Here is a 25,644-nt window from a genome sequence, read left to right as displayed (position 1 = left end):
TAGGGCTGCATGGCCGATCTCGACGCGTCCTTGCTGGCCCGGTTCCATCGCCTCCCCATCGGCTACAGCGAGGGCAACTATCGCGGACGTCGCTATGGGCTGACGGTGCGCACTTCCGCGGACGGCCGGCGGAGCTGGCTTTTCGGGGAAGACCTCGGCGGCGGGCCGCATGTCAGCGGCAATCTCTACCGGCTGAGGGACCGCACGCTTCTGAAGCCGTGCGAGATGTCGCCGGACAAGGTGATCGACTTCATCCTGCATTTCCAAGTCGCGCCGTGAGCGGCAGCGCCGGCGCAGCCTCGTCCGAAGGCTTCAAACCATCAAGACTTACTCGGCGTGGAAGTCGATGAGGGCCCCTGCCAGACTGGTAACGGGGGCGGACGGATCGATGATGACCGTTTGAAGGGCGCATTTGTTGCCGGGGTTAGTGCCCTTCCCGGAACGCCGCTCGAGGCCATTTACTAATTCACGGCGAAGGACGCATTGAACCGGCGCATCGACGATCGCATCCACAGCGTCGGCACGATCGACATGGTCGCAGCCTTCGATCGGCTGCTGGCCGGTCTCGTCTCGCGGGAACAGGTCCTGCCGATGAGCGCCAGTGCCAACCGCCTGTCGCCCGCCGACGCCGGCAAAAAGGCGATGGCGGATGCCATCGACCCCGACATTCGTTTTTGGAGAGAAGCCATGAAGATCGACCTCACGGGCAAGACCGCACTCGTCACCGGCTCGACCGCCGGCATCGGGTACGCCATCGGGCTCGGCCTTGCCAAGGCAGGCGCTTCCGTCGTCCTCAACGGCCGCGACAAGGGCCGCACGGACGCGGCGGTGGCGAAGCTGAAGAACGAGGCGTCTGGCGCCGATGTCCGCGGCGTCGCGGGCGATGTCGGGACCGCCGAGGGCTGCGACGCCATCGTCGCTGCGCTGCCGGACGTCGACATCCTCGTCAACAATGCCGGCATCTTCAATCCGCAGGACTTCTTCGACGTGCCCGACGCCGAGTGGGAGCGCTTCTTTGCCGTCAACGTCATGTCGGGCGTGCGCCTGTCGCGCGCCTACCTGCCGGGCATGCAGGCGAAGGGCTGGGGCCGCGTGCTCTTCCTGTCGTCGGAATCCGGCCTCAACATCCCCGTCGAGATGATCCACTACGGCATGACCAAGACCGCTGACCTCGCGCTGTCCCGGGGCCTTGCCAAGCGGATGGCCGGCACGGGCGTGACGGTGAACGCCATCCTGCCCGGCCCGACGCTGTCGGAAGGCGTCGCCGAGATGCTGGCGGGCGAGGTCAAGAAGACCGGCAAGCCGCTGGAGGAGGTCGCGGCCGACTTCGTCAAAGCGCACCGCTCGACCTCGATCATCCAGCGCGCCGCGACCGTCGAGGAAGTCGCCAACCTCTGCGTCTACGTCGCGTCACAGCAGGCCTCCGCCACGACGGGCGCGGCGCTGCGCGTCGATGGCGGCGTCGTCGACACCATCGCCTGAGGAAGAACCACAGGGACAAGTTGGGCCGCGTCGCCGGAATTTAGCGTCGCTGCGCGGCGCCTATTCCGCGGCTGGCTGCGAGACGTGGGCAGCGGCGGCGGCGTTGGCGGTGCTGAGGTGATCGGCAAGGTCGCCCTGTCCGCCGACGAGCGCCGCCACCAAGGCGCCGACGAAGACGTCGCCGGCGCCGTGCGTGCTGACGAGCGTCACCGGCAGCGCCGGCAGCGAGACGACGGTACCGCCGCGTTCGAGGCCGGCGACGCCATCGCCGCCCGCCGTGACGACGACCACCGGATAGCGCGGCGACAACTGCCGTGCGGCGGCGGCGGCGCCCGCGAGGTCATCGATCGCGTCCGAGCCAAACGCCTCGGCTTCGATGGCGTTGACGACGAGCACGTCGACGAGGGCCGCAAGGTCCTCCGACAGGTCGCGGGCAGGCGCCGCGTTGAGGCAGACCAGCGCACCCGCTTTTTTCGCGGCCCTCGCGGCCGCGACGTTGACGGCGTCCGGCACCTCGTTCTGCAAAATCAGGGCGCGGGCGCCATCCCATAGCGCCGGGTCTGCAACGGCGTCATGCGAGATCTGAAGGTTCGCGCCGGAGACGATGACGGCACCGTAATCGCCCTCGGCGTCCGAGATCGCGACGCTCATGCCCGAGCCGACGGCCGGGAGTTTGGCGATGTGCCGCGGATTGACGCCGCCGACCTGCAGATTTTCCAGGAGGAAGGCGCCAAACCCGTCATCGCCGATGGCGCCAGCCATGCGCACATCGGCGCCCGCCTGTGCGGCGGCGACGGCCTGGTTGCCGCCCTTGCCGCCGAACTTCGGGCGCCAGGCCGTGCCGGTCACCGTCTCGCCCTTTCGCGGCCGGTCCGGCGCGTCGACCATGATGTCGTAATGCAGGCTGCCGACGACGACGACGACGGGAAGGCTCTGGCTCATGTGCGTCTCTTGGCCTTGACGGCCCCCATGGTGGCGGAAAGGTTCTGCTCGGCGGCGGCGAGGTCGCGCTGGGCGACCGCCGCGAACACCGCGTCGAACAGCACGAGCTGCGCGATGCGCGCGGCGGCGTTCTCGCCGAGCAGCGGTGAACCTTGCGCCGTCGAGCAGAGCACGACGTCGGCGATCCCCGCGAGCGGCGAGCCGGAATAGTTGGTGAGTGCGATGGTGCGGGCGCCGCGCCGGCGGGCCAGCTCCAGCGGCTCAATCACCGCATTGGTGTTGCCCGAATGCGAGAAGGCGATGGCGACGTCGTTCGGTCCCAAAAGCGAAGCCGACATCAGCATCATGTGCGCGTCGTCGAAGACATTGGTGCGCACGCCGATGCGCAGGAACTTGTGGGCGACGTCGCGGGCGATCTGCGCGGAGCCGCCGATGCCGTAGAGGTCACGTTGGCGCGCGCCGTGGATGAGGTCGGCAGCCCGCTCGAAGGCGACGGGGTCGAGGATCGACAGCGTTTCCTCGAGCGCATGGATCGAGGTGCGGAAGACCTTCTGCGCGATCATCGGACCGGTATCGTCGGGCGACAGTTCCTGGTGCAGGTCGGCGGTCGGCAGCCGATTGTAGTCGGTGATGCCGCTGCGAAAGTCCTTGAAGCCGGTGAAGCCGAGCTTCTTGGCGATCTTGACGATCATCGCCTCGGAGACCCCGGCATCCTCGGCGATGCTCTTCAGCGACGTCGCCCCATCGAAATCCCGCCGTCCGAGGATCATGTCCACCACCCGCGCCTCCAGCGGCGTCAGGTGGGGCATCATCATCCGGATGTGCGGCCCGATAGTTCTCGGATCGCTGTAAGAAATGTTCATCCCCGCCCCCGCGTCGCGCGATCGATCAGCATCGCGACGAGGATGATAATGCCGGTGGCGAGGAGTTGGTAGAACGCCTGGACATTGAGGAGCGTCAGGCCGTTGCGCAGCGAGCCAAGGATGATGGCGCCGAGCAGCGTGCCGACGATCGATCCCTTGCCGCCCATCAGCGACGCGCCACCGATCGCCGCGGCGGCGATGGCATCGAGCTCCCAGAGATTGCCCATGGTGGGGTCGGCGGCGCCGAGGCGGCCGACGAGGATCAGCGCGGCGACCGCGGCGAGCGCGCCGGAGATGGTGTAGCTCGCGATCTTGGTCATCGCCACCGGCACGCCGGCGATGTGCGAGGCTTCCTCATTGCCACCGACGGCGAGGAAATACTCGCCGAGCGGCGTCTTGTTGAGGACGATCCAGACCGCCAGCGACAGGACGGCGACGATGATCACCGGATTGGGAATGCCGTAGACGCTGGCGTTGAACAGCGCGCGGAACTCCGGCGGAATGCCGAAGATCGGGTTGCCGCCGGTGTAGATCAGCGCAATGGCACGGTAGAGCGACAGCGTGCCGAGCGTCACGATGAACGGCTGCAGGCCGCCGAACGAGACCAGCATACCGTTGATAGCGCCGGCTGCCGCACCGAACAGGATGGCGGCGGGAATGGCGAGCGCAATGGGGACGCCCGCCAGCATCAGCGCGGCGGCGACCACCGCCGACATCGCCGCGGTCGGGCCGACCGAGAGGTCGATGCCGCCGGCGATGATCACCAGCGTCATGCCGAGCGCCACGCAGGCGTTGATCGAGGACTGCTGCAGGATGTTGACGAGGTTGCGCTCGGTCAGGAAGTTCGGCGTCAGCACCGAGAAGACGACGACGATGACGACCAGGCCGAACAGCGTGCCGGCGTCGCGCAGGCCGAAGTTGAGGAAGCGGCGGCGCGGGGCGGCGGGGGCGAGAGTGTCGGTGGTGGCCATCGGTCAGTGCTCCCGGGGCGACGAGTCGGGGCTCGCAGCGTCGTTGGATTGGGGAATGGCGTGCGCGACGATCGCTTCCTCGGTGAGGTCGGCACGCTCGATGGTGGCCGCGATCCGGCCCTCGCGCATCACAAGGACGCGGTCGGAGACGCGCAGCACCTCGGGCAGTTCGGAAGAAACGACGATGACGGCGCGGCCCTCGGCGGCAAGCCGCTCGATCAGCGCGTAGATCTCGGCTTTGGCGCCGACGTCGATGCCGCGGGTCGGCTCGTCGAAGAGGAGGATTTCGGCACCGGCGGCGATCCAGCGGCCGATGATCGCCTTCTGCTGGTTGCCGCCGCTGAACTGGCCGATCGGCCGCTCGATCATCAGCGGGCGAAGGTTCATCTCCCGCATCAGCTTCTCGCTCTCGCGCATCAAGGCCCGCTGCTGGACGAAGCCAAAGCGCGAGAAACGGCGCATCGACGAGAGACCGATATTGGCGCGGATCGAGCGGCGGGCGACGATGCCGTCGCGCTTGCGCTCTTCCGGCAGCAGCCCGAGGCCGGCGGCGATCGCGGTGCGCGGGTTGCCGAGCTTCAGGCGCTTGCCCTTGACCTCGATCTCGCCGGATGTCGGCTTGTCGACGCCGGCGACGAGCCGCAGCAGTTCTGTCCGCCCTGCGCCGACGAGCCCGGAAACGCCGAGCACCTCGCCCCTGTGGAGGCGGAAGCTCGCATCCTGCACCGCGGTGCCGCGCGACAGGTTGCGAACGTCGAGGATGACGTCGGACGTGGCGAACCCCTTGTGCTCGGCCTGGGCGAGTTCGCGCCCGACCATGCGTGAGATCACGCCCGCCTCCGTGGTCTCGGCGAGAACCACGTCGTCGACTTTCCGGCCGTCGCGCAGGATGGTCGCCGTCTGGCAGACGGTGAAGACCTCGTCCATCTTGTGCGAGACGTAGATCACGGTGACGCCGCGGGCGGCGAGCTGGCGGATCAGGACGGCCAAGCGGTCGAATTCTGCCGGGGTCAGGCTCGACGTCGGCTCGTCCATGGCGATGACCTTGGCGTCCTCCATCACGGCGCGGGCGATCTCGACGATCTGGCGCTGCGCGACCTTCAAGGTGCGGATCGGCACCGAGGGATCGATCCCCGGATCGAGCGAGCGCAAGGCCTCGGCGGCGGCACGTTCCTGCGCGGCCCAGTCGACGAGGAGGCCGCCGGCCTTCTTCAGCGGCCGGCCGAGAAACATGTTCTGCGCCACCGTCAGCTCGGCGACGTGCTGCAGTTCCTGGTGAATCATCGCGATCCCGGCCTGCCTTGCGCCGACGGGGCCGCGTCCGGCGACCTTGACGCCGTCGATCTCGACATGGCCCTCGGAGGGGTCGAAGATGCCGGAGAGAATGCGCAACAGGGTGGATTTGCCCGCCCCGTTCTCGCCGAGCAGGCCGTGCACCGTGCCCCGCGGCACCGACATGGTGACGCCGTCGAGTGCGCGGATCGCGCCGAAACTCTTGCCGACATTGGATAGCAGCAAACGTTCGCTGGTCATCTCCTGGCCCTCCCGACCGCAGTTGACGACACCTGGGCTGCCCGCATCGCGCGGGGCCCGGGTGCCTGTGGCTTACTTGGCCGGAGCGGCCAGCAGCACCTTGCGGAGTTCGTCGCCCTTCACGGCGAAAGTCTCGACATTGTCCTTGGTGATCAGCGCCTGCGGCGTCGTGACGACGCGCGGCAGCGCCTGCTTGCCGACGAGACGGAGCGCCGTCTCCATCGCGACTTCGCCGGTCAGCATCGGGAAGCTGTCGACCGTGCCGGTCAGCTCGCCGGCGCGGATCGAGGCATAGGCGTCGGAGATGCCGTCGGTGCCGAACACCACGACCTTGTCCGACAGGCCTGCGGCCTTCACCGCCTCGACGACGCCGAGCGCCATGCCGTCATTGTTGGCGTAGAAGCCGAGGAGGTCCGGGTTCTGCTGCAGGATGGTGGCGGCCGCATCGTAGGCGACCTGGCGATCCCAGTTGCCAGGGACGCTGGCGACGACGGTGAACTTGCCGTCCTTGGTCACCGTCTCGGTGAAGCCCTTGGTGCGCTGGCCCGCGGCGAAGACACCGGCCTGGCCTTCGATGACGGCGACCTTGCCGCCCTCTGGCCGGTTGTCGATGAACCACTGCGCGACCCGCACGCCGTTGTCCTGCTGGACGTTGCCGACATAGTGGCGGGCGCCAGGGATGACGGCGTCGTTGACGTTGACCACCGGCACGCCCTGCTGCACCGCTGACTCCAGCGCCGGCTGCAGGTTGTTGTCGGTCTGCGGCGAGAACAGCAGCGCGCTAAAGCCCTGCGCGAGCAGCGTCTCGGCGATCGAGAGCTGGCCGAGCTGGTCGCCTTCGCTCGATGCCGCCTGGTAGGCGACCTCGACATTGTGCTTGGCGGCGAACGCCGCATAGCCCTCGCCAAGGGTGCGCCAGTACTCATTGGTCAGCGTCTTCGACACGCCGCCGACCTTGGTGCCTTCGGCAACGGCCGGAAGGTCGCCGAACTTCGCCTGGAGCTCGGACCAGGCGATGCGGTCGGTCTCGGTATCTGAGTTCAGCGGGGCCAGTTCCTGCGCGAAGGCCGAACCGGCCAGCAGCGACAGCGTGCACGCGGCGACGAGCGCCTTGATACGAAAGGTCATTCTATCCTCCACAGATATTCCCGGACACTCTCCCGCGGTCCGGTTCGCGATGGGTTCAGGCGGCGCCGATCAGCGCTGCGTTGACGATCGCCTGGCTGGCGACGGCGTCCTGCCGGGCCAGCGCATCGCCGAGACGGTTGTCGCCCTCGAGGCTGTCGGCGACGGCGAGCAACCGGTTGACGGTGGCGATGTTCACCTCGCACTCGGCGACGGGATCGAGGCCGCTCGCATCCGGGAAGGTGTCGAAGTAGAGCGCGCCGTCATAGCCGTCGCGGCGGATCTGGCGCAGCAGCTCCAGCGTCGCACGCAGGTGCACCGCGCCGACCATCAGGCCGTCGTCGCGCTTGGCGTAGCCGTCGTTGAGGTGGACGCCGAGGAGGCGGCTCTTGCGGTGGATCAGCGCTGCGGCAAACGCCGGCTGCTCGTCGGCATAAAGAACGTGAGCGAAGTCGAGCGTGACGCCGAGGTTCGGCGAGCCGGCTTCCTGGATGGCGAGGAGCGTCGTCGCCGCATCCGGCAGCAAGCTGTAGGAGCGTGGCTCGTTCGGCTTGTACTCGATCGAGATCATGCACTCCGGATCATGCGCGGCGACCTCGCGGATGCCCTCGACCTCCCAGGCCCAGACCTGGGCGTAGTCGACCTGGAAATTGTAGTCGAAGCCGTCCTGGCCGAGCCAGATGGTCATCAGGTTCGAACCCATCGCGCGGGCGGCGTCGATGCCGCGCTTGGTCAGGTCGATCGCCTCGCGCCTCACGGCTTCGTCCGGGTTTGTGAAGGCGCCGAGCTTGTAGGCGGGATTGGTGTAGTAGCGCATGGCGAGGCCGTTGACGGCTAGGCCGATGTCGCCGATGCGCCGTCCGACCGCCACCGGGTCTTCCGAGACATGATCGGGATAGTTGAGGTCGAGGTCCGTCAGCCCCTTCGCCGTTGCAGCACGCTCGGCCATCTGCAGCATGCTGGGCTTGCCCTTGAGGTCGGGCCAGTAGGTGTGCTGCGACGAGGCAAAGGAGTTGAGCCGTGTGGCGAAGCGCGTGATTGACATCGAAACCGTCCAAGTCCGTTCGTGTTGTTCAACACAAAATCTAGGATACTTGTGAAGTTGTCAAGTCAGTCTGGCGCAAGCTGGCGCGATCGGCCACGGGTTCGCGCTGCCGGACAGCCATGGGCCCGGCCGTTCCGACGGCAGGCGCCGACGGTATCTTTTCCAGGGGAAGAAGTTCGAAACGGGATCGAGTCGCGACAAAGGCGCGCGGACGCCGTGCGGGGCGTCGCGGCGGGACGGAGCCTCGCGCGACGGACGGCCTTTTGAAGGCTGGCGTCTCGGCCTTTACGGATGAGCGCAAAAGTGTGGGGACGACTGAGAAATCGGCCATCCCCGCTTCATCGGGTACCGCAGTCGATCAGACGGCGAGGAAGCCGCCGTCGATCGGCAGGACGACGCCGGACACCATGCGGCTGTCGTCCGACAGGAGCATGGCGATCGCGGAGGCGACCTCCTCGGCTTCGGCAAAGCGGTTGAGGGGATGGCGCACCTTCATCGGCGCGCTCTTGACCTCGTCGCTCCAGGCGGCGAGCGCGAGCTCGGTCAGCGTGATGGTGGGTGCGACGGCATTGACGCGGATGCCGTGCGGGCCGAGTTCCTTGGCCAGCACCCGGGTCGCGCCTTCGAGCCCCGCCTTCGAGGCGGCATAAGCGAGATGGTCCTGGAAGCCGCGGTGGCCGGCGATCGAGGTGATGTTGACGATCGCCCCTCCCCCGCCGGCGGCAATGCGTGCCTTGGCGAAGGCCTGGCTGGTGACGAGCGCCGCGCGCAGGTTGATCCCGACGACCGCATCGAAGCCTTCGTCGGTCATCTCCAGCACGCTTTCGAGGACGTTGATCCCGGCGCTGTTGATGAGGTAGTCGCACGGCCCCGCTTCCGTCATCGCGGCCCGTGTGGCCGCCGTATCGGCGAGATCGACGAGGATCGTCCGGGCGCCGATGTCCGCCGCCAGGCGGTCGAGGTCGGCGGCGGTCCGGCCGAGCGCCACGACGCTCGCGCCGCGGGCCGCCATCAGCTCGGCGCAGGCCCGGCCGATGCCCTTGCCGGCCCCGGTGATGATGACGCTCTTGCCGGCGAACTGCATGGTGATCCTTTCGGTTGGCGAAGCTGCCTCCCGCGGGGCTGCCGGGACGTGGCTGTTCCCGCGGGAAGCGATTGCGTCTTCAGACGCGGTCGAAATTGGTCGGCAGGACGATCATGTCGCGGATGGTGACCGTGCGCTTGCGGGTCAGCATGTACTCGACGGCATCGGCGACCTCAGAGGGATCGATCAGGCTGCCGGACTCCTTGGCCTTGCGCAGGTTCTCCTCCGGCCAGTCGGCCAGCAACGCCGAGACGACGGGACCCGGCGAGACCTGGCCGACGCGCACGCCGTGCGGAATCATCTGCCGGCGCATGGTCTGGACGAAGCAGTTGATCGCCCATTTCGAGGAGGCGTAGACCGGCTCCCAATAGGTCGGGTAGTGGCCCGCGACCGAGCAGGTGACGATGATGTCGCCGGTCTTGCGCTCGATCATGTGCGGCGCGACCGCATGGACGTTCTTGATGACGGCGTTGACGTTGAGGTTCAGCATCTTGTCGATGGCCTCGGGCGTCGTTTCGGTGAGGTCGCCGCCGATATAGGTACCGGCATTGCAGTAGAGGATGTCGATGTGGTCGACCTTGGCGAGGATCTCCGGGACCATCGCGGCGCAGCTGTCGGCGTCCAGGAGGTTCGTCACCTGCGGGATGGCCTTGTCGCCGAGCCGCGTGGCGATCTCGGCGAGGCTCTTCTCGTTCCAGTCGACCATCACCACGGTCGCGCCCTTCTCGAGAAGAAGCTCGGCGGTGGCGAGGCCGATGCCGGACGCCGCGCCGGTGATGACGGCGATCTTGCCGTTGAGGGATTCAGACATGTCGTGCTCCGTTTTCGGGTGTTCGTTGCGGCCGGTGGTCAGCGCCACTCGCGGCCGATGTAGATGGCGATGAGGATGATGCCGCCCTTGATGACGTCCTGCAGGTACGGGTTGATGCCCACGAGATTGAGGCCGTTGTTGAGGATGCCGAGAAGGACGGCGCCGATGAGGGTGCCGATGATCAGGCCGCGGCCGCCGGCGATCGCCGTGCCGCCGAGGACGACAGCTGCGATGGCGTCGAGTTCGAAGCCGACGCCGGCATTCGGCTGCCCGCTCATCAGGCGGCCGGACAGGATCACCGCGGCGAGCGCCGAGGTCAGGCCCGAAATGCCGTAGACCGCAAGCTTCACCCGCCGGGTCTTCACGCCGGAGAGCTGGGCGGCCAGTTCATTGCCGCCGAGCGCGTAGACGTGGCGCCCGAAGGCGGTGCGCTGCAGAAGGACCCAGGCGACGGCGTAGATCGCCAGCATGATGAGCACCGGGACCGGCACGATGCCGACACGGCCGACACCGAACCAGGAGATCCAGCTGGGCAAGCCGCTGATGGGATAGCCGCCGGAATAGATCAGCGCCAAGCCCCGCGCCATGCCCATCGTGGCGAGTGTGACGATGATCGCCGGCATGCGGCCCCAAGCCACCAGCACGCCGTTGGCCAGGCCGATGGCGATGCCGAGACCGATGGCGACGACGAGCGCGAGGCCGGCAGGCAGGCCGGAATTGACGATCAGGCCGGCCGTGACGGTGCCGACGAGCGCCATCACCGCGCCGACGGAGAGATCGATGCCGCCGGTGAGGATGACGAAGGTCATGCCCACCGCCAGGATCCCGACGATCGAGACCTGGCGCAACACGTTGAAGATGTTGCTGATGGTGAAGAAGTTGTCGCTGGCGAGCCCCATCAGGCAGGACACGACGATAAGGCCGACCAGCGGCAAGGTCAGCTCGGATCGCAGGATCCGCCAGACGCCGGCCAAGCGGTCCTTGCGCTCGGTTACTGTTGCATCAAGCGACATGTTCTGCCCTCCCGGTCGTCGCAAAAGTCATGATCCGTTCCGCGCTGATGTCCTCGCCCTCGACGGTCGCGACGACCGCCCCGGAGCGGAAGACACAGACGCGGTCGGACATCCCGATCACCTCGGGCAGTTCGGACGAGATCATGATGATCGCGTGCCCCCGCGCGGTGAACTCGCGCATCAGCGCGTAGATTTCGGCCTTGGCCCCGACGTCGATGCCGCGCGTCGGCTCGTCGAAGATCAGGACGCGCATCTGGTGGTTCAGCCAGCGGGCGATGACCACCTTCTGCTGGTTGCCGCCCGACAGCGTGTCGACGCGCGCATGCGGGCCTTGCGCCTTGACCTGCACCTGCGCCATCGCCGTCTCGGTGCTGGCCTGCTCCTTCTTGCCGTCGATGAACCAGCCGAGGGTGCGGTACTTGCCGTAATTGTTCAGCGAGACGTTCTGTAAAATCGAGAATCGGGTGATGAGGCCCTGTTCCTTGCGGCTCTCCGGCAACAGGCCGATGCCTTGCGCCAGCGCATCGTCCGGTCCGGACAACCGGGTCTCGCGCCCGTCGACCTTCATCTGCCGGCGGGACGCCGGATGGGCGCCGAGCATGGCAAGCACCGTCTCCGTCCGCCCGGATCCAACGAGGCCGGCAAAGCCGAGGATCTCGCCTTTCCGCAGCTGGAAGCGCGAGGACGGCCCGTTCTTCTTCAGCTGGATCGCCTTGACGTCGATGACGACGGGCGCCTGCGCATCACGCGGCGGCTTGGGCGGAAAATTGGTCTCCAGCTTGCGGCCGACCATCATTTCCACCAGCCGGTCGTTGTTGATTTCCGACACATCGCAGTCGGCGACGTAGTTGCCGTCGCGCAGGACCGTGATCCGGTCGCAGATCTCGAAGATCTCCTCCAGGTGGTGGGAGATGAAGACCACCGCGACACCCTGGCGCCGGAGCTCGCGCATGACTTTGAAGAGGTGCTCGACCTCGCTCGGCGTCAGCGTCGCCGTCGGCTCGTCCAGCACCAGGATTCGCGCGTCGAGCGACAGCGCCTTGGCGATCTCGACGAACTGCTGCTGGGCGACCGACAGGCGCTTGACGGGAACGTCCAGCGGCACGTCGACACCCAGCCGCTGCATGATCTCCGCAGCCCGCCGGCGCATCGCCTTGCGGTCGAGCAGCCGCAGCGCCCCCCGCATCTCGCGGGCGAGAAAAATGTTCTCGACCGCGTTCATGTGCGGGATCAGGCTGAATTCCTGGAAGACGATGCCGATCCCGGCCTCGATCGCCTCGTCGTAATTGGCAAACGCGTGGATCTTGCCGTCGATGGCGATCGTCCCCTCGCTCGGCTTGATAATGCCGCAGAGGATCTTCATCAGCGTCGACTTGCCGGCGCCGTTCTCGCCCAGGAGCGCATGCACCTCGCCGGCGCGCACCGTCAGGTCGATCCCGTGCAGCACCTCGATCCGGCCGAAGCTCTTCTTGATCCCTCGCAGTTCCAGCATGTGAACTCCTGTCGCGATTGGGAAGGCCCCCGCCGCCGGGGCGGGGGCCGAAGGAACTACCAGCTGAATTCGGCAGCGTTCTTGGAATCGACCACCATCACGTCGATCGGCACTTCCTTCGGGACGACGCGCGCGCCCCACTTCTGCGCCAGCGCCATCGCGAGGCCGACACGCACCTGGTCGCGCGGGAACTGGGCGGTGGTCTCGATGAACGGCGAGCCGTCGGCGATGGCCTTGACCGCTTCCGGCGCGCCATCGACCGAGGTCAGCTTGACGTCGCGGCCAGAGCCCTGGATGGCGGCGAGCGCGCCCATGGCACCGCCGTCGTTGACGGAGAAGATGCCGGCAAGGTTCGGCTGCGACTGCAGGATGTTCTCGACCACGCCGAGCGCGACCGAGCGGTCCTGGCGACCGTTCTGCGTCGTCACGAGCTTGATCTCGGGCGACTCCGCGAAGGCCGCCTTGCAGCCCTCGACCCGCTGCAGGATCGGCACGACGGCGATGCCGTCGAGGATGGCGACCTCGCCCTTGCCGCCGAGCGCGTCGGCCAGATACTTGCACGACTTGTAGCCGGCATCGCGGTTCTTGGAGCCGACGAAGGTGTCGACCGGGCCGTTGGCGTTGGCATCGACGGCAACGACGATGACGCCCTGGGCCTTGGCAGCCTGGACGGCGGCCTCGACGCCGGCGCTGTCGGTCGGGTTGAGGAGCAGGATGTCGATGCCCTGCTGCAGCATGTCCTCGACGTCGGAGATCTGCTTGGTCACGTCATGGCCGGCATCGGTCACCACGACCTCGGCGCCGAGCGTCGCGGCGGCTTCCTTGAGGGCCTCCTGCATCGAGACGAAATAGGGGTTGTTGAGCTCCTGGAACGTCATGCCGATCTTCAGCTTGGCGTCCTGGGCGGCCGCCGGCATGGCGGTGGTGGCGGCGAGCGCCGCCATCGAGACGGCGAATAGGGTCGACTTCAGCATGGTATTCCTCCCGGGTAGAACGCGGATTTCGTCCGCAGATGTCCGAGCAGCCGTGACTGCCGGATGTGACTGCCCCTCGGCGAGCGGCAGGATTCTTCAGTCGGCGACGACGTGTTCGCGGTTGGCGGCGAACGTCGCGCGAAATTGCGAAGGCGACATGCCCTTCAGCTTCAGGAAGTATCGGTTGAAGTTGGACAGGTTGGAGAACCCGACCTCGTAGCAGATGCCGGCGACCTTCGTGCCCGGCTCCGTCAGCAGCATCTGGCAAGCGAGATCGATGCGCAGCTGGTTGCGGTAGCGGACAAGGGTCGTGCCGGTATGCCGCTTGAAGGAGCGGGAGAAGACGCTGGTGCTCTGCCCGACCATGTCGGCGAGCTCGGCCTCCGGGACGGGCTGCGTCAGGTGCTCGCGCAGGTGGGCGATGGCACGGTTGATGCCGCTGTCCTTGGTCTGCGTGAGGTTCGGCTCGAAGCTGAGGCTGGCGAGCACCTCGTGCTCGCCGGCCGCGAGGTGACCGAGAATATCCCAGAAGAGCGCGATCCGGCGCAGCCCCTGCGCGTCGAGCAGCTGCTGCATCAGCGGGTACACATTGGCGCTCGTCGCCCGGTCGAACAGCAGACCGCGGCGGCTGCGCACCAGCAGCGGGCGCAGCGCATGGAGCTCGGCGATCGCCGCCGACGACGCCTCGATGAACTCCTCCGGAAACTGAATGACGATCGAACGGACGGGAACGGTGTCGCCCTCGGCGACGTCACTGATCCAGTTCTGCGGCAGATTGGGACCGGTCATGATCAGCTGGCCCGGTGAAAATTCACCGGCGAAGTCGCCGATGCAATACTGTCCGGACGTCTCCACGACCAGGTGGATCTCGTATTCCGGGTGGTAGTGCCAGCGCACCGTCCGAAACGGATAGCCGTGCGCCCATGCCGCAAAGGACTCGCCCTTGCGGATATGAACCAGCTCAAGGTCCGGTTGCATCAGTGATTTCCTCCCCTGCGTGTCGCCCCTTTCGGGAGGACGGACCTTGGCTCCTCAACCAAGTTCCGCGCGACCTGCATGTAGGGAGGATACGGGCGGAGGGCGGCGTTCCGCTACATTCCCACGCCGCTAAGCCTGATACTTTTTTGGCCGTCCAGCATCAAAATTTCGGTAGGACAACGCCCGCGCGGCAGGAAGGGGGTTGGCGATGTTTTCCGAGAGCGCCTCGCCGTCGGCCCAATACGTGCCGAGCGTTCGCCTTAGATGAGCCGCGGCGAACGCCGAACGAGCGGCGTCAGCGTCCGGTCTTGGTCGATGAATGGAAGTCCGGAGCCTTGCCGGCGACCCATTTAACGAAGCGCGCGACGGTCTCGTTGTCCGTCAGCGGCGTGCCGCTCTCGGCATGGCGGACGAGTTCGCTCGCCGAGAAATTGGCGTCGATGGTTTCCCGGCAGATCGGGTGGACCGGGACGGTGTCACGCCCGCCGCGGCTCTTCGGGATCGGGTGGAAGCGATCCACCGTCTTGCCGAGCGGCCGCCCGCAGAGCCAGCAAGGCTCCGCCGGCGCGATGGCCGCAGCCTCGTCTTCGAGCCAGCTCGCGTCGCGGATCTTTCGTGCCATGTCTCAACTCCCGGCCGACCTGCCGCGCCCGCGGCATCGGGTCCTGTCATCCCGTTTCGGCGGGAGTGATGGGCCGAACCCGCGGGCGCGGTCAAGCCGGCAGGCGTCAGAGCAGCATCACCCTCTGGACGCGCCTTGCCCCGTGCACGCGGCGGCGCCGGCCGGCGGGCGCCGTGTCAGGCGCCGAGCCGGTCGAGCAAGCGGGCCCAGGCGGTGAGGCCGGTGCGGAAGCTCGACAGGCGGAAGAACTCGTTCGGCGCATGATAATCCTCGTCGGCGGTGGCGAACGAGAAGAACACCGTGCCGACGCCGAGATGCTCGGCAAAGACCGAGCCGATTGGGATCGTCGCGCCCATGGCGACGCGGAGCGGCCGCGCCCCCAGAAGCTCGCCGAGGATGTCCTCGGCGACAGCGAGCGCCGGCATCGCCGGATCCAGTGCGAAAGCGGCGGAGCCGGGGCCGTGACGCTTGATGTCGAGGCGGTAGCCGGACGGCTTTGCCGCTTCGAGATGGCGGGAGATGGCCACGGCGACGGCCTCGGGCTCCTGGCCGGCGACGAGGCGGCAGGTGATCTTCGCGCTGGCAACCGAGGGAATGACGGTCTTGGTGCCGATGCCGGCATAGCCGCCGGAAATGCCGTTGAACTCCAGCGTCGGCTGCAGCCATTGCCGCACCAGCAGGTCTTCGCCGGACGGCAGAGGGGCCGGCCGCGCGGCGCCGATCTCGGCGAAATAGGCGGCGGGATCGAAGTCCGCGACTTTGATCGCCGCGAGGATCGCCGGGTCCGGCGGCGTCGCGCCGTCGGCGAAACCGGCGACGGCGACGTGGCCGTCGGCATCGTGCAGCGAGGCCAGCATCCGCACGAGGGCGCGCACCGGATTGGGCGCCGAGCCGCCGTGCCGACCGGAATGCAGGTCCTTCGCCGCACCGGAGAGAACGACGTCGAGCGCCAGCATGCCGCGGCTGGCGACCGTCACCGATGGGAGGTCCGCCCGCCACATCGCGCCGTCGGCGGAGACGACGAGATCGCAGGCGAGCCGCTCCTTTAGTTCAGCGATGCTAGGCGCGAAGTGCGGGCTACCGGACTCTTCCTCGCCCTCGATGACGAATTTGAGGTTCACCGGAAGCCGGCCCCGCAGGCTGAGAAACGCCTCGGCGGCAAGGATCGGGATCATCACCGGCCCCTTGTCGTCCGCGATGCCGCGGGCGTAGAGCCGGTCGTTGCGGATGTCGGGCTCGAAGGGCGGCGTCGTCCACTTGTCCAGCGGGTCCGGCGGCTGCACGTCGTAATGGCCGTAGACGAGAAGGGTCGGGGCGCCTGGCGCATGCAGCCAGTCGGCCAGCACCAGCGGGTGGCCGCTGGTCTCGAACAGCACGGCGTTCTCGAGGCCCGCCTTCTCCAGCCGGTCGCGCACGAAACCCGCCGCCCGCCGGACCTCGCCGGCGAAAGCCGGATCGGTGCTGACGCTCGGGATCCGGCAGAACGCCTTCAGCTCTTCGATCGCGGCTTCTATGCCGGCCGCCAGATGGGCCTCGATATCCGCCGTCACTTGCCGCCGTCCACGCTGAGGATCTGCCCGGACACCCAGCTGGCGTAGTCGGAGGCAAAGAACAGCACGGCATGAGCGATGTCGTCGGCGCTGCCGAGCCGCTTCAGCGCGATGTTGTCGATGAGCCGCGCCTGGCCGTCCTCGCCCATCGCCGCCCACTGCCGCTCTGTCGTCGGGTTCGACCGGACGAAGCCGGGCGCGACGTTGTTGACGGTGATGCCGAAAGGTCCGAGCTCGTGCGCCAGCTGGCGGGTCAGCCCGATCTGCCCGGCCTTGGCGCTGGCATAGGCCTGGATGCCGGTGAGGCTGATGCCGAGCCCGGCGCCGCTGGCGATGTTGACGATGCGGCCGAAACCCTTCGCCTTCATCGACGGGGCGGCGGCCTGCGCCATGAAGAAGGCGCCGGAGAGATTGACGCCGAAGATCGACTGCCAGTCGCTCTCGGTGATCTCCTCGATCGGCCGGCCGACCTGTCCGAGCACGCCGCCGGCATTGTTGATGAGGATGTCGACGCCCTCTCCCCGCGCCGAGAGATCGGCGAAGGCGGCCTGGACCGCCCCGCGGTCGGACACGTCAAGCACGAGCGAGCGGCAAGATGCACCGCCGAGCCGCACCGTCTCGGCCAGGTCCGCGGCGTTGATGTCGCAGGCGATGACGTCGGCGCCTCGCTCGGCAAAGCCGAGCGCGATGGCGCGGCCGAAGCCGTGCGCCGCCCCGGTGACGAGCGCGCGGCGGCCTTCGAAGCTGATGTTCATGCGGGCAGGTCCTGAGGGGCGGTGGCGCGGTCGAGCGCGACGAGGTTTTCGAGGGCGAGCGGACGCACGCCATCCTCGATCTCGTGGATCATGGCGATCAGCCGCGTGACGATCGGCGTCGCGATGCCGTGGGTGGCGGCGATCTCGGCAACCGGGCCGAGCTGGGCGTCGACCTCGGTCCGCCGCTTGCGGATGGCGAGGTCGCGCCAGATGCCGCTATGGGTTTTCGCCGACTTTCGGTTGTGCACCACCATCTCGTCGAACGAGCGCATGGTCTCTTCCAGAGGGGCGCTGGGCAGGAAGGCCTGCGGGTCGAAGCCATCGAAAGACTCCAGCGTCACCCCCTCGGCCTCGGCAACGGCGCCGACCTCGTGCGCCAGCCGCGTCAGCAGCGGCCGCATCTCGGGCATGGCGAGGACGTCGGCAATGCTGTCGTCGGTGACGGCGGTGGCGAACAGCAGCCCGCCGTAAACGAGCTTGGCAAAGAGATAACCTGAAATGTTGCGGGTGAGCACCGCGCGCGGCTCGAAAGCGAGCAGGGCCTGGTGCAGGGCCGTCACCCGCGGCGAAAGACGGCCGTCCATCTCGCCGACCACCACGGCGGCGCGGCCGCTGTACTGGACGACGCCGGGCTCGAGATAGTCCGCACCGAAATTGACGAAGCAGCCGATAACCCTCGCCTCGCCGGTCTGGCGGGCGATGACGCGTTCGTTGAGGCCGTTCTGGGCCGAGAGCACGTAGCCACCGGGGCTGAGATGCGGCAGCAGCTTGGCCGTTGCGGCTTCCGTATGGTGCGCCTTGACGCAGAGCAGGATGCGCTCGAAGCTTCCCTCGACGTCATCCGGCAGAAAGGCTTTCGCCGTGACGTGGTGCGGGTCGATCGGCCCGACGATGTCGAGTCCGCGCTCGTTGATGGCAGCGACATGGGCCGCGTCGACGTCGACGAAGACCACCTCTTCGCCGGCCCGGATCAGCGCGGCGCCGAGCGTCCCGCCGATGGCGCCGGCGCCCCAGACGAGGATCGGGCCGCCCGGCAGCGTTTCGCTCATGCCCAGGGCCCTTCCAGCAATTCGCGGGCTTCCGCGATGGCAACGTCCCAGATCGCCTGCATCTCGGCATCGTCGCGCTGGGGGTAGCCGCCGAAATTGCCGTCGCCGAGATAGGCGCGCACCGCTTTCGGGTCCATCAGCCGCATCCGGGCGAGGTCGACCATCGGCTTCTGCTCCTTCGGCAGCTCGACGCCCGGCAGCCGGGTCCAGGGAAAATTCTCCATCCAGGAGGCGTGCGAGGCGACGGGGTCGATCTCCTGCACCTTGGCGAAGGTCTTCGGGGCGTTCCACCAGTTGTGGAATTTCACCGCAGTGCCCGGATTGTCGGCCATCCACTCGATGGCGAAGGCGCCGGCAGGCTGGTTGCCGCCATGGCCGTTGACGATGAGGATCTTGCGGAACCCCTGCGCCGCAAGGCCATCGAGAATGTCGCGGATGATCCGCACATAGGTCTCGACGCGCAGGCTGATCGTCCCGGGAAAGGCGAGGAAATAGGGGGTCAGGCCATAGGCGACGACCGGGAAGACCGGCACGCCCAGCGTCTCCGCCGCCTCGGCGCCGACGCGCTCGGAAAGAATGGAGTCGACGGACAGGCTGAGCCCGGCATGCTGCTCGGTCGAGCCGAGCGGCAGCACGACGCGGTCGTCATGCTTCAGGTAGTCCTCGACCTGCCGCCAGTTCATCTCCGAAATCTTCATGAGGCCTGCCTTTCCAGAACGGTTGAACCCGCATCGCGCACGGCGGGCCGGACGATGCGGTCGATGTCGACGGGGTCCGGCACGTGCCGGTATTCGATCGCGCGGGTCTCGCGGCCGAGCTTCTCGAGGATCGCCTCGGCACCCGTGGCGTAGACAACAACGTCCGCCGCGCCGACCACCGCCTCCGCCGTCGGTGTGTCGAGATTGACAGCGGCGAGGTCGGCGACATGCGGGGCGAAGCGCTGGACGCCGCTCTTCATGATCGGCAGGAAGTCGGGAAACCGCGAGACCACGGCAAGCTTCAGCAAGGGGTCGAGCGAGGCGAGCGCAAGCCGCGTCTCCTCCGAGGGGATGAAGCTGATGGCGACGACGCGGGTGTTCGGCAGGAAGCTCTCGACCTCGCGGTGCCGGTTGACGAAGGTGACGACGAGATCGGCGGAGGCGGCGCGCGCCTTCATCGCGGGATCGCGCTGGAGGGCCGACAACGTCATCGGCGCCACCGTCGCATTGTCGCCGAGCCGGGCGGCGATCGCCCGCGCATAGGCGACGGTCGCGGCCTGGAACAGGCCGACCATCACCACCGCGGTGCGCCGCCCGAGACTGGCGCGGTAGAACAGCCGGGCGTTGACCAGCGAGGCGAGGTCGCTGGTGCGCACGCCCATGGCGAGGCTGTCGTCGATCAGCGCGTCGATCTGCTGGCGCAGGTGCAGCGCCTCGGGCCGCCCGGCGGTTCGCGCCGGCAGGCTGTCGGCGACATAGGTGCCGGCGCCCGGCCGCGCCTCGATCAGGCCCGCCGCCTTCAGCTCCCGGTAGACCTGGCTCACCGTCATCGGCGCGACGCCGACGCGCTCGGCAAGTTCGCGCACCGACGGCAAGGCCTCGCCGACCCGCAGTTCGCCGCAGGCGATGCCGTATTCGATCAGGCCCTGCAGCTGCAGCCTGAGCGATACCGGCAGATCGCGGTCGACGTGAAAGATCATGCGGCGCTCCAACTGTCCTACTTGGCTATCACAGCCACCCGAGAGCTCACAAGAGTGCATCGGGCGCCGCCTTGGGAACATCGAGAATAGCGTCTTTCGGTGCGTTGACAGCCGCGCCGGCTTAGGCAACGTTACACCCGACTAGAACAGTTCAACTCTGACACAGAAGGCGAAGGCTCCATGAGAAACCTGCTCCAGGCCGGCTTAGCTGCCGCACTGCTCTTCAGCGCCAGCCCGTCCGCCCTTGCCGTGGAGCGGGGCGGCGTCCTCAGCTATGGCCGCTACGCCGACAGCCTTTTCCTCGACCCGGTCCTCAACGACGCCAATGTCGACATCTGGATCCTGTCCAACCTCTACGACACCTTGCTGCAGCCGACCGACGACGGCAAGGACGTGCGCGCCGGCCTCGCCAGTGAATGGAAGGTCGCCGAGGACGGCACCTCGGTCACGCTGACGCTGCGCGACGGCATCAAGTTCTCCGACGGCTCGCCGATCACCCCGGCCGACGTCGCCTGGTCGCTGAAGCGGGCCTCGAAGCCGGACAACGGCGCTTGGACGGCGCTGGTGGAATCCATTGCCGACGTCACCACCGAGGGCGACAAGACGGTCGTCGTCAAGCTGAAGCATGCCGACCCAGCGATTCTCGCCGCCCTCACCGTGTTCAACACCGGCATCATGCCGCAGAAGCTGTTTGAGGCGGCACCCGGCGCGACCGAGAAGGAGAAGGCCGAGGCCTTCGCCGCCAAACCGGTGACCTCGGGCCCGTTCACGCTGGCCTCCTGGGAGCGCGGCGCGACGATGAAGCTCGTCAAGAACCCCTACTACTGGGAGAAGGGCGAGGACGGGCAGCCGCTGCCCTATCTCGACGGCGTGACCTTCGAACTGCTGCCGGATGACGCGACGCGCATCCTGAAGCTGCAGTCGGGCGAGATCCAGGGCGCCGAACTCATCCCCTATGCCCGCGTCGCCGAGCTGAAGTCGGCCGACGGCATCGCCATGGAAATGTTTCCCTCGACCCGCGTCCAGTACGTCACGATGAACGTCCGGCCGGAGCTCGGCGGCAAGAAGAACCCGCTGGCGAACGAGAAGGTGCGCCAGGCGCTGAACTACGCCACCAACAAGGAGGCGATCATCCAGATCGTCACGCAAGGGGTCGGCACGCCGATGACCTCGTTCATGTCCACAGCGACGCCGCTCCATACCGGCGACGCGCCGCTCTACCCCGTCGACATGGAGAAGGCGAAGGCACTCCTGGCCGAGGCCGGCTATGCCGACGGCTTCTCGACCAGCCTCCTCGTGCTCGCCGGCAGCCAGGACGAGATCGGAATTGGCACGGCCCTGCAGCAGATGTGGGCGCCGCTCGGCGTGAAGCTGGAGCTGCAGCAGGTCGACAACGCCTCGCGCACCGACCAGTACCGCGCCGGCACCTTCACCATGCGCGTCGCCGCCTGGACCAACGACATCTCCGACCCCAGCCAGATCACCTCCTACTTCGCCTACTCACCGACCATCGACGCCTTGCATTCGGGCTGGAAGAGCCCGGAGGTCGACAGCCTCTACGAGCAGTCGCAGAAGGAAATGGACCCGGCAAAGCGCGCCGAGGACTACGCCAAGATTCAGGAGATCTACAACACGACCGGGCCGATCCTGCCGCTCTACGAGACCCCCTACCCCGTGGCGCTGAGCACCAAGGTGCATGGTTTCTTGCAGATCCCGCTCGGCAACAACGTCTTCGTCAAGACCTGGCTCGACAAGTAAGCCAGCTTCCAGTGATGCCGGCGCGCCGTCCCTGGGCGGCGCGCCTTTCCTGCAATTCTTTCGATCGGGATCGGCTGTTTGGCTCTTCCAGGCTTCATTCTTCGCCGCGCACTGCAGCTGATCCCGACCTTTGCCTTCATCCTCGTGGTGGTGTTTGCCCTCGTCCGGCTGCTGCCGGGCGATCCGGCCAGCGCCATTCTCGGCGATCGGGCGCTCGACAAGGACGTCGCGCGGATCAACACCGAGCTCGGGCTGGACCAGCCGATCCCAGTGCAGTTTGCGCTCTTCGTCCGCAATCTCGCCGAGGGTGACCTCGGCACCTCGATCCACCTCAAGGTGCCGGTGCTCGACCTCGTCCTGCAGAAACTGCCGGTGACGCTGCTCCTGACCGGCCTGGCCGGCCTGATCGCGCTCGTCCTCGCGCTGCCGCTCGCCTTCGTCGCCGCGCTGCAGCGCGACCGGGCAGCAGATACGGCGATCCGCGGCGTGTTCCAGGTCGGGCTGTCGATGCCGATCTTCTACATCGGCATCATCCTCCTCACCGTCTTCGGCGCCAAGCTGCGCTGGTTTCCCGTCGGCGGCTATGGGGATGGCTTTCTCGACCATCTCCATCACCTCTTCCTGCCGGCGGTGACGCTGGCGCTGAGCCTTTCGGCGGTGCTGATGCGCAATCTGCGCGCGTCGATCATCGGCGTCGTCGGCGCCGAGTATGTCGATTTCGCCCGCGCCAAGGGGCTGTCCGCGCGGCTGGTGATGGTCCGCCATGTGCTGCGCAACGCGCTGATCTCGACGGTCACGCTGTTCGGCCTGTCGATCGGCACCCTTCTCGGCGGCGCCGTGATAACCGAGACCGTCTTCGCCGTCCCCGGCGCCGGCCGGCTGATGATCGATTCGATCTACGGCCGTGACTATCCCGTCGTGCAAGGGCTGACGCTGGCGCTGGCGCTCCTCGTCTCGCTGACCTTTCTCCTCACCGACATCGTCCAGGCATGGCTCGACCCGAGGGTTGCCCGATGAGCGCCGTCGCAGGCTCCCTTCCCAAGCGCCGCGCCCGGCTGCCGAAGACGCTGATCGGCGGCGGCGCGATCATTCTTGCCAGCCTCGCCCTCGCCTTCTTCCCCCACCTGTTCGCGCCCTATGATCCGCTCGCCTTCGACTATACCGCGATCATGGCGCCGCCGAGCCTCGCGCATCCTTTCGGCACCGACAATTTCGGCCGCGACGGCCTGTCGCGCGTCATCCATGCCTACCGCATCGACATGCAGATCGCCGTCTTCGCGACCGTTCCGGCCTTCGTTTTCGGCACGCTGGTCGGCGCCTTCGTCGGCTATGCCGGGGGACTGGCGATGAGCATCTTCGGCCGGGTGGTCGACGCCGTCATCACCTTCCCCTTCCTGGTCCTCGTCATCGCCATCGTCGCCGCGCTCGGGCCGGGCCTCGGCAACATGTACATCGCCGTCGGCATCGTCGGCTGGGTGTTCTATGCCCGGCTCGTGGCCGCCGAGATCGCGGTGCAGAAGCGCCTCGACTATGCCGATGCCGGCCGCGCCATGGGCTACGGGCCGCTGCGGATCATCTTCCGCCACCTCCTGCCGAACGCCATCACGCCGGCGCTGGTCTACTGGATGACCGACATGGCCCTGGCGATCCTCCTCGGCTCGAGCCTTGGCTATCTCGGCCTCGGCGCCCAGCCGCCGGCGGCCGAATGGGGCGTGCAGATCGCCGACGGCAAGAACTTCATGGCGACCGCCTGGTGGATCGCGGTCTTCCCGGGCATTGCCATCGTCCTCACCGGCCTCGGCTTCAGCCTTGTCGGCGACGGCCTTGCCGAACTTCTGAGGACCAAGCGATGACGGCCCTCACCACCCCTCTTGCTGCCGCTTCGGCAACAGCGCCACTGCTGAAGGTCGCCGGACTGACGACGCGCTTCGAGACCGGACAGGGCACCGTGACGGCGGTCGACGATGTCGGCTTCGAGGTGATGCCGGGCGAGATCCTTGGCCTCGTCGGCGAATCCGGCTCGGGCAAGAGCGTGACGCTGCGCTCGCTGACGCGGCTGATCCACGCCCCCGGAAAGGTCTCCGGGAGGGTGGAATGGCAAGGCCGCGACATTCTTGCCTTGCCCGAGCGCCAGCTCCGGCAGGTGCGCGGTGGCGAGATCGCGATGATTTTCCAGGAGCCGATGGCTGCCCTGAACCCGGTGCTGACCGTCGGCCTGCAGATCGGCGAGAACCTCAAGGCGCATACCGGGCTCGACCGGCAGCAGCGCCTGGCCCGCGCGGTCGAACTGCTCGACATGGTTGGCATCCCCGCCGCCGCCAGCCGGCTCGGCGACTATCCGCATGAATTCTCCGGCGGCATGCGCCAGCGGGTGATGATCGCCATCGCGCTTGCCAGCAACCCGAAACTCCTGCTCGCCGACGAGCCGACGACGGCGCTCGATGTCACCATCCAGGACCAGATCCTCCGACTGATCCTCGACCTCCGGGACCGGCTGGCGATGAGCGTCGTCTTCGTCACGCACGATCTCGGCGTCGTCGCCGGCCTCTGCGACCGGATGGCGGTGATGTATGCCGGCCGCATTGTCGAGACCGGCACCGTCGCCGATGTCTTCGCCCGTCCGCGGCATGGCTACACCCACGGCCTGCTCGGCTCGGTGCCGCGCGGGGGTGCCGGCCGCACCCCGCTGTTCTCGATCGAGGGCACGCCGCCGCCGCTCTCCGCCATCCCGCCGGGCTGCCCGTTCCAGCCGCGCTGCGTGTTCTCGACGGAGATCTGCGCCGAGCAGCGGCCGGCTCTCGTCGAGGTCGCGCCGAACCGGAAGACCGCATGCTTCAACGCCGATACCGTGGCCGCTGCAGCTAGGCTCGTCGCATGAGCATCGTTCGCGAACTGCCCCTGCTCTCGGTCGAGGAGCTTTCGAAGGAGTTCCGCATGCCGCGCAGCATGCTGTCGGCGCTCCGCGGCAAGCCGGCCCGCGCCGTGCATGCGCTCAACGGCGTCAATCTCCAGGTCATGCGCGGCGAGACGATGGGCATCGTCGGCGAGTCCGGCTGCGGCAAGTCCACGCTCGCCCGCTGCCTGGTGCGGCTGCTCGAGCCCGACGACGGGCGGGTACGCTTCGAGGGTGGCGACATCGGCGAACTCGCATCGCTGGCGCGCCGCAGTTTCAATCGCCGGGTCCAAATGATCTTCCAGGACCCGTACTCCTCGCTGAACCCGCGGATGACCGTCGGCCAGATCCTCGGCGAGGCGATCGCCGTCCACCGTATGCGGCCGAAAGCCGATATCCCCGCCCGCATCGCCGAGCTCATCGCCATGGTAAGGCTGCCGGCGGATGCGGCCGGGCGCTACCCGCACGAGTTCTCCGGCGGACAACGCCAGCGCATCGGCATCGCCCGGGCGCTGTCGGTCGAGCCCGAGGTTCTGGTCGCCGACGAGATCGTCTCGGCGCTCGACGTCTCGGTGCAGGCGCAGGTGGTGAACCTCCTGCTGCAGCTGCAGGAACAGCTGGCGCTGACCATCGTCTTCGTCTCGCACGACCTCAGGATCGTCCGGCACATCTCGCATCGGGTGGCGGTGATGTATCTCGGCAAGATCGTCGAGACCGGACCGACCGAGGCGCTGTTCGAAAACCCCCGCCATCCCTACACCCGCGCCCTCCTCGACGCCGCGCCGGTGCTGGAACCCGGCCGGCGCCCGGGCCGTGCCGCGGCCCGCGGCGAATTGCCGAGCCCGATGAACCTGCCGCAGGGCTGCCTGTTCTCGATCCGGTGCCCCCTCGTCTTCGACCGCTGCCGCGTGGAGCGGCCGCACCTGATGGACCGCGGACCCGGCCACCGCGCCGCCTGCCACTTGCCCGATGGCGGCGACCCGGCGATCGCGCTGTCCGCCGCCGGCCTTTGACCCCCGGAGCCTT

25 protein-coding genes are annotated in these 25,644 nt (G+C 67.6%); 7 read left to right on the top strand and 18 right to left on the bottom strand.

Annotated features, from left to right (window positions below):
- Positions 1 to 9: 9 nt before the first annotated feature.
- Both ACZLZY_RS13990 and ACZLZY_RS13985 read left to right on the top strand, forming a co-directional pair.
- Entirely contained in the window at positions 10 to 279 is a 270-nt protein-coding gene (locus ACZLZY_RS13990) for a hypothetical protein (RefSeq protein ID WP_472934825.1), read from the top strand.
- A gap of 408 nt (positions 280 to 687) precedes the next feature.
- Positions 688 to 1,482 carry an SDR family NAD(P)-dependent oxidoreductase gene (locus ACZLZY_RS13985; RefSeq protein ID WP_472934950.1) on the top strand — a complete coding sequence of 265 codons (795 nt, stop codon included), beginning with the start codon at positions 688 to 690 and terminating at the stop codon, positions 1,480 to 1,482.
- 60 nt (positions 1,483 to 1,542) lie between these two features.
- Here ACZLZY_RS13985 and ACZLZY_RS13980 read toward each other — a convergent pair whose 3' ends face one another.
- The 18 genes from ACZLZY_RS13980 to ACZLZY_RS13895 form a co-directional block, all read right to left on the bottom strand.
- The gene (locus tag ACZLZY_RS13980; RefSeq protein ID WP_472934824.1) at positions 1,543 to 2,424 is read right to left on the bottom strand and encodes a PfkB family carbohydrate kinase; all 882 of its coding nucleotides are present in this window, start codon (positions 2,422 to 2,424) and stop codon (positions 1,543 to 1,545) included.
- Positions 2,421 to 3,287, bottom strand: coding sequence for a MurR/RpiR family transcriptional regulator (locus ACZLZY_RS13975; RefSeq protein ID WP_472934823.1), 867 nt, complete (start codon positions 3,285 to 3,287; stop codon positions 2,421 to 2,423). The genes ACZLZY_RS13980 and ACZLZY_RS13975 overlap by 4 nt, the downstream gene beginning before the upstream one ends.
- Positions 3,284 to 4,258: an ABC transporter permease gene (locus ACZLZY_RS13970; protein ID WP_472934822.1), complete on the bottom strand. Its 975-nt coding sequence runs from the start codon at positions 4,256 to 4,258 to the stop codon at positions 3,284 to 3,286. Before ACZLZY_RS13970 ends, ACZLZY_RS13975 begins: the two co-directional genes overlap by 4 nt.
- A gap of 3 nt (positions 4,259 to 4,261) precedes the next feature.
- Complete coding sequence (locus ACZLZY_RS13965) at positions 4,262 to 5,791, bottom strand: sugar ABC transporter ATP-binding protein (RefSeq protein ID WP_472934821.1); 1,530 nt, start codon at positions 5,789 to 5,791, stop codon at positions 4,262 to 4,264.
- 72 nt (positions 5,792 to 5,863) lie between these two features.
- The gene (locus ACZLZY_RS13960; RefSeq protein ID WP_472934820.1) at positions 5,864 to 6,919 is read right to left on the bottom strand and encodes a sugar ABC transporter substrate-binding protein; all 1,056 of its coding nucleotides are present in this window, start codon (positions 6,917 to 6,919) and stop codon (positions 5,864 to 5,866) included.
- Between the two features lie 55 nt (positions 6,920 to 6,974).
- Positions 6,975 to 7,961, bottom strand: a complete 987-nt coding sequence (locus ACZLZY_RS13955) for a sugar phosphate isomerase/epimerase family protein (protein ID WP_472934819.1) — start codon at positions 7,959 to 7,961, stop codon at positions 6,975 to 6,977.
- Positions 7,962 to 8,319: 358 nt separating this feature from the next.
- Positions 8,320 to 9,045 carry an SDR family oxidoreductase gene (locus ACZLZY_RS13950; protein ID WP_472934818.1) on the bottom strand — a complete coding sequence of 242 codons (726 nt, stop codon included), beginning with the start codon at positions 9,043 to 9,045 and terminating at the stop codon, positions 8,320 to 8,322.
- A 79-nt stretch (positions 9,046 to 9,124) separates the two neighbouring features.
- Entirely contained in the window at positions 9,125 to 9,856 is a 732-nt protein-coding gene (locus ACZLZY_RS13945; RefSeq protein ID WP_472934817.1) for an SDR family oxidoreductase, read from the bottom strand.
- A gap of 38 nt (positions 9,857 to 9,894) precedes the next feature.
- A complete protein-coding gene (locus tag ACZLZY_RS13940) occupies positions 9,895 to 10,869 on the bottom strand; it encodes an ABC transporter permease (protein ID WP_472934816.1) in 975 nt (324 codons plus the stop codon).
- Positions 10,859 to 12,361, bottom strand: coding sequence for a sugar ABC transporter ATP-binding protein (locus ACZLZY_RS13935; protein WP_472934815.1), 1,503 nt, complete (start codon positions 12,359 to 12,361; stop codon positions 10,859 to 10,861). Before ACZLZY_RS13935 ends, ACZLZY_RS13940 begins: the two co-directional genes overlap by 11 nt.
- 56 nt (positions 12,362 to 12,417) lie before the next feature.
- The gene (locus ACZLZY_RS13930; RefSeq protein WP_472934814.1) at positions 12,418 to 13,335 is read right to left on the bottom strand and encodes an ABC transporter substrate-binding protein; all 918 of its coding nucleotides are present in this window, start codon (positions 13,333 to 13,335) and stop codon (positions 12,418 to 12,420) included.
- A 96-nt stretch (positions 13,336 to 13,431) separates the two neighbouring features.
- Positions 13,432 to 14,313, bottom strand: coding sequence for a helix-turn-helix domain-containing protein (locus tag ACZLZY_RS13925; protein ID WP_472934813.1), 882 nt, complete (start codon positions 14,311 to 14,313; stop codon positions 13,432 to 13,434).
- A 295-nt stretch (positions 14,314 to 14,608) separates the two neighbouring features.
- Complete coding sequence (locus ACZLZY_RS13920) at positions 14,609 to 14,935, bottom strand: hypothetical protein (RefSeq protein WP_472934812.1); 327 nt, start codon at positions 14,933 to 14,935, stop codon at positions 14,609 to 14,611.
- A gap of 176 nt (positions 14,936 to 15,111) precedes the next feature.
- Entirely contained in the window at positions 15,112 to 16,485 is a 1,374-nt protein-coding gene (locus tag ACZLZY_RS13915; protein WP_472934811.1) for a dipeptidase, read from the bottom strand.
- Positions 16,482 to 17,240, bottom strand: coding sequence for an SDR family NAD(P)-dependent oxidoreductase (locus ACZLZY_RS13910; RefSeq protein ID WP_472934810.1), 759 nt, complete (start codon positions 17,238 to 17,240; stop codon positions 16,482 to 16,484). The genes ACZLZY_RS13915 and ACZLZY_RS13910 overlap by 4 nt, the downstream gene beginning before the upstream one ends.
- Entirely contained in the window at positions 17,237 to 18,289 is a 1,053-nt protein-coding gene (locus ACZLZY_RS13905; protein ID WP_472934809.1) for a ketopantoate reductase family protein, read from the bottom strand. Before ACZLZY_RS13905 ends, ACZLZY_RS13910 begins: the two co-directional genes overlap by 4 nt.
- A complete protein-coding gene (locus ACZLZY_RS13900; protein WP_472934808.1) occupies positions 18,286 to 18,987 on the bottom strand; it encodes a creatininase family protein in 702 nt (233 codons plus the stop codon). The genes ACZLZY_RS13905 and ACZLZY_RS13900 overlap by 4 nt, the downstream gene beginning before the upstream one ends.
- Positions 18,984 to 19,967, bottom strand: a complete 984-nt coding sequence (locus tag ACZLZY_RS13895) for a GntR family transcriptional regulator (RefSeq protein ID WP_472934807.1) — start codon at positions 19,965 to 19,967, stop codon at positions 18,984 to 18,986. Before ACZLZY_RS13895 ends, ACZLZY_RS13900 begins: the two co-directional genes overlap by 4 nt.
- A 180-nt stretch (positions 19,968 to 20,147) precedes the next feature.
- On the opposite strand from ACZLZY_RS13895, the gene ACZLZY_RS13890 reads away from it, so the two are divergent.
- From ACZLZY_RS13890 to ACZLZY_RS13870, 5 genes are all read left to right on the top strand, one after another.
- The gene (locus tag ACZLZY_RS13890) at positions 20,148 to 21,725 is read left to right on the top strand and encodes an ABC transporter substrate-binding protein (protein ID WP_472934806.1); all 1,578 of its coding nucleotides are present in this window, start codon (positions 20,148 to 20,150) and stop codon (positions 21,723 to 21,725) included.
- A 78-nt stretch (positions 21,726 to 21,803) separates the two neighbouring features.
- The gene (locus ACZLZY_RS13885) at positions 21,804 to 22,742 is read left to right on the top strand and encodes an ABC transporter permease (RefSeq protein WP_472934805.1); all 939 of its coding nucleotides are present in this window, start codon (positions 21,804 to 21,806) and stop codon (positions 22,740 to 22,742) included.
- Positions 22,739 to 23,578, top strand: a complete 840-nt coding sequence (locus ACZLZY_RS13880) for an ABC transporter permease (protein WP_472934804.1) — start codon at positions 22,739 to 22,741, stop codon at positions 23,576 to 23,578. Before ACZLZY_RS13885 ends, ACZLZY_RS13880 begins: the two co-directional genes overlap by 4 nt.
- Positions 23,575 to 24,603, top strand: a complete 1,029-nt coding sequence (locus tag ACZLZY_RS13875; protein WP_472934803.1) for an ABC transporter ATP-binding protein — start codon at positions 23,575 to 23,577, stop codon at positions 24,601 to 24,603. The genes ACZLZY_RS13880 and ACZLZY_RS13875 overlap by 4 nt, the downstream gene beginning before the upstream one ends.
- The gene (locus ACZLZY_RS13870) at positions 24,600 to 25,631 is read left to right on the top strand and encodes an ABC transporter ATP-binding protein (RefSeq protein WP_472934802.1); all 1,032 of its coding nucleotides are present in this window, start codon (positions 24,600 to 24,602) and stop codon (positions 25,629 to 25,631) included. The genes ACZLZY_RS13875 and ACZLZY_RS13870 overlap by 4 nt, the downstream gene beginning before the upstream one ends.
- The last annotated feature ends 13 nt before the right edge of the window (positions 25,632 to 25,644 follow it).

Source organism: Mesocryomonas lacus, assembly GCF_055730135.2.
This window is presented reverse-complemented; position numbering and strand designations above follow the sequence as displayed.

What these genes read in the sequence shown, in the direction of transcription:
- ACZLZY_RS13990 (WP_472934825.1), top strand. Translation starts at nt 10, where the DNA reads ATGGCCGATCTCGACGCGTCCTTGCTGGCCCGGTTCCATCGCCTCCCC.
- ACZLZY_RS13985 (WP_472934950.1), top strand. Translation starts at nt 688, where the DNA reads ATGAAGATCGACCTCACGGGCAAGACCGCACTCGTCACCGGCTCGACC.
- ACZLZY_RS13980 (WP_472934824.1), bottom strand. Translation starts at nt 2,424, where the DNA reads ATGAGCCAGAGCCTTCCCGTCGTCGTCGTCGTCGGCAGCCTGCATTAC.
- ACZLZY_RS13975 (WP_472934823.1), bottom strand. Translation starts at nt 3,287, where the DNA reads ATGAACATTTCTTACAGCGATCCGAGAACTATCGGGCCGCACATCCGG.
- ACZLZY_RS13970 (WP_472934822.1), bottom strand. Translation starts at nt 4,258, where the DNA reads ATGGCCACCACCGACACTCTCGCCCCCGCCGCCCCGCGCCGCCGCTTC.
- ACZLZY_RS13965 (WP_472934821.1), bottom strand. Translation starts at nt 5,791, where the DNA reads ATGACCAGCGAACGTTTGCTGCTATCCAATGTCGGCAAGAGTTTCGGC.
- ACZLZY_RS13960 (WP_472934820.1), bottom strand. Translation starts at nt 6,919, where the DNA reads ATGACCTTTCGTATCAAGGCGCTCGTCGCCGCGTGCACGCTGTCGCTG.
- ACZLZY_RS13955 (WP_472934819.1), bottom strand. Translation starts at nt 7,961, where the DNA reads ATGTCAATCACGCGCTTCGCCACACGGCTCAACTCCTTTGCCTCGTCG.
- ACZLZY_RS13950 (WP_472934818.1), bottom strand. Translation starts at nt 9,045, where the DNA reads ATGCAGTTCGCCGGCAAGAGCGTCATCATCACCGGGGCCGGCAAGGGC.
- ACZLZY_RS13945 (WP_472934817.1), bottom strand. Translation starts at nt 9,856, where the DNA reads ATGTCTGAATCCCTCAACGGCAAGATCGCCGTCATCACCGGCGCGGCG.
- ACZLZY_RS13940 (WP_472934816.1), bottom strand. Translation starts at nt 10,869, where the DNA reads ATGTCGCTTGATGCAACAGTAACCGAGCGCAAGGACCGCTTGGCCGGC.
- ACZLZY_RS13935 (WP_472934815.1), bottom strand. Translation starts at nt 12,361, where the DNA reads ATGCTGGAACTGCGAGGGATCAAGAAGAGCTTCGGCCGGATCGAGGTG.
- ACZLZY_RS13930 (WP_472934814.1), bottom strand. Translation starts at nt 13,335, where the DNA reads ATGCTGAAGTCGACCCTATTCGCCGTCTCGATGGCGGCGCTCGCCGCC.
- ACZLZY_RS13925 (WP_472934813.1), bottom strand. Translation starts at nt 14,313, where the DNA reads ATGCAACCGGACCTTGAGCTGGTTCATATCCGCAAGGGCGAGTCCTTT.
- ACZLZY_RS13920 (WP_472934812.1), bottom strand. Translation starts at nt 14,935, where the DNA reads ATGGCACGAAAGATCCGCGACGCGAGCTGGCTCGAAGACGAGGCTGCG.
- ACZLZY_RS13910 (WP_472934810.1), bottom strand. Translation starts at nt 17,240, where the DNA reads ATGAACATCAGCTTCGAAGGCCGCCGCGCGCTCGTCACCGGGGCGGCG.
- ACZLZY_RS13905 (WP_472934809.1), bottom strand. Translation starts at nt 18,289, where the DNA reads ATGAGCGAAACGCTGCCGGGCGGCCCGATCCTCGTCTGGGGCGCCGGC.
- ACZLZY_RS13900 (WP_472934808.1), bottom strand. Translation starts at nt 18,987, where the DNA reads ATGAAGATTTCGGAGATGAACTGGCGGCAGGTCGAGGACTACCTGAAG.
- ACZLZY_RS13895 (WP_472934807.1), bottom strand. Translation starts at nt 19,967, where the DNA reads ATGATCTTTCACGTCGACCGCGATCTGCCGGTATCGCTCAGGCTGCAG.
- ACZLZY_RS13890 (WP_472934806.1), top strand. Translation starts at nt 20,148, where the DNA reads ATGAGAAACCTGCTCCAGGCCGGCTTAGCTGCCGCACTGCTCTTCAGC.
- ACZLZY_RS13880 (WP_472934804.1), top strand. Translation starts at nt 22,739, where the DNA reads ATGAGCGCCGTCGCAGGCTCCCTTCCCAAGCGCCGCGCCCGGCTGCCG.
- ACZLZY_RS13875 (WP_472934803.1), top strand. Translation starts at nt 23,575, where the DNA reads ATGACGGCCCTCACCACCCCTCTTGCTGCCGCTTCGGCAACAGCGCCA.
- ACZLZY_RS13870 (WP_472934802.1), top strand. Translation starts at nt 24,600, where the DNA reads ATGAGCATCGTTCGCGAACTGCCCCTGCTCTCGGTCGAGGAGCTTTCG.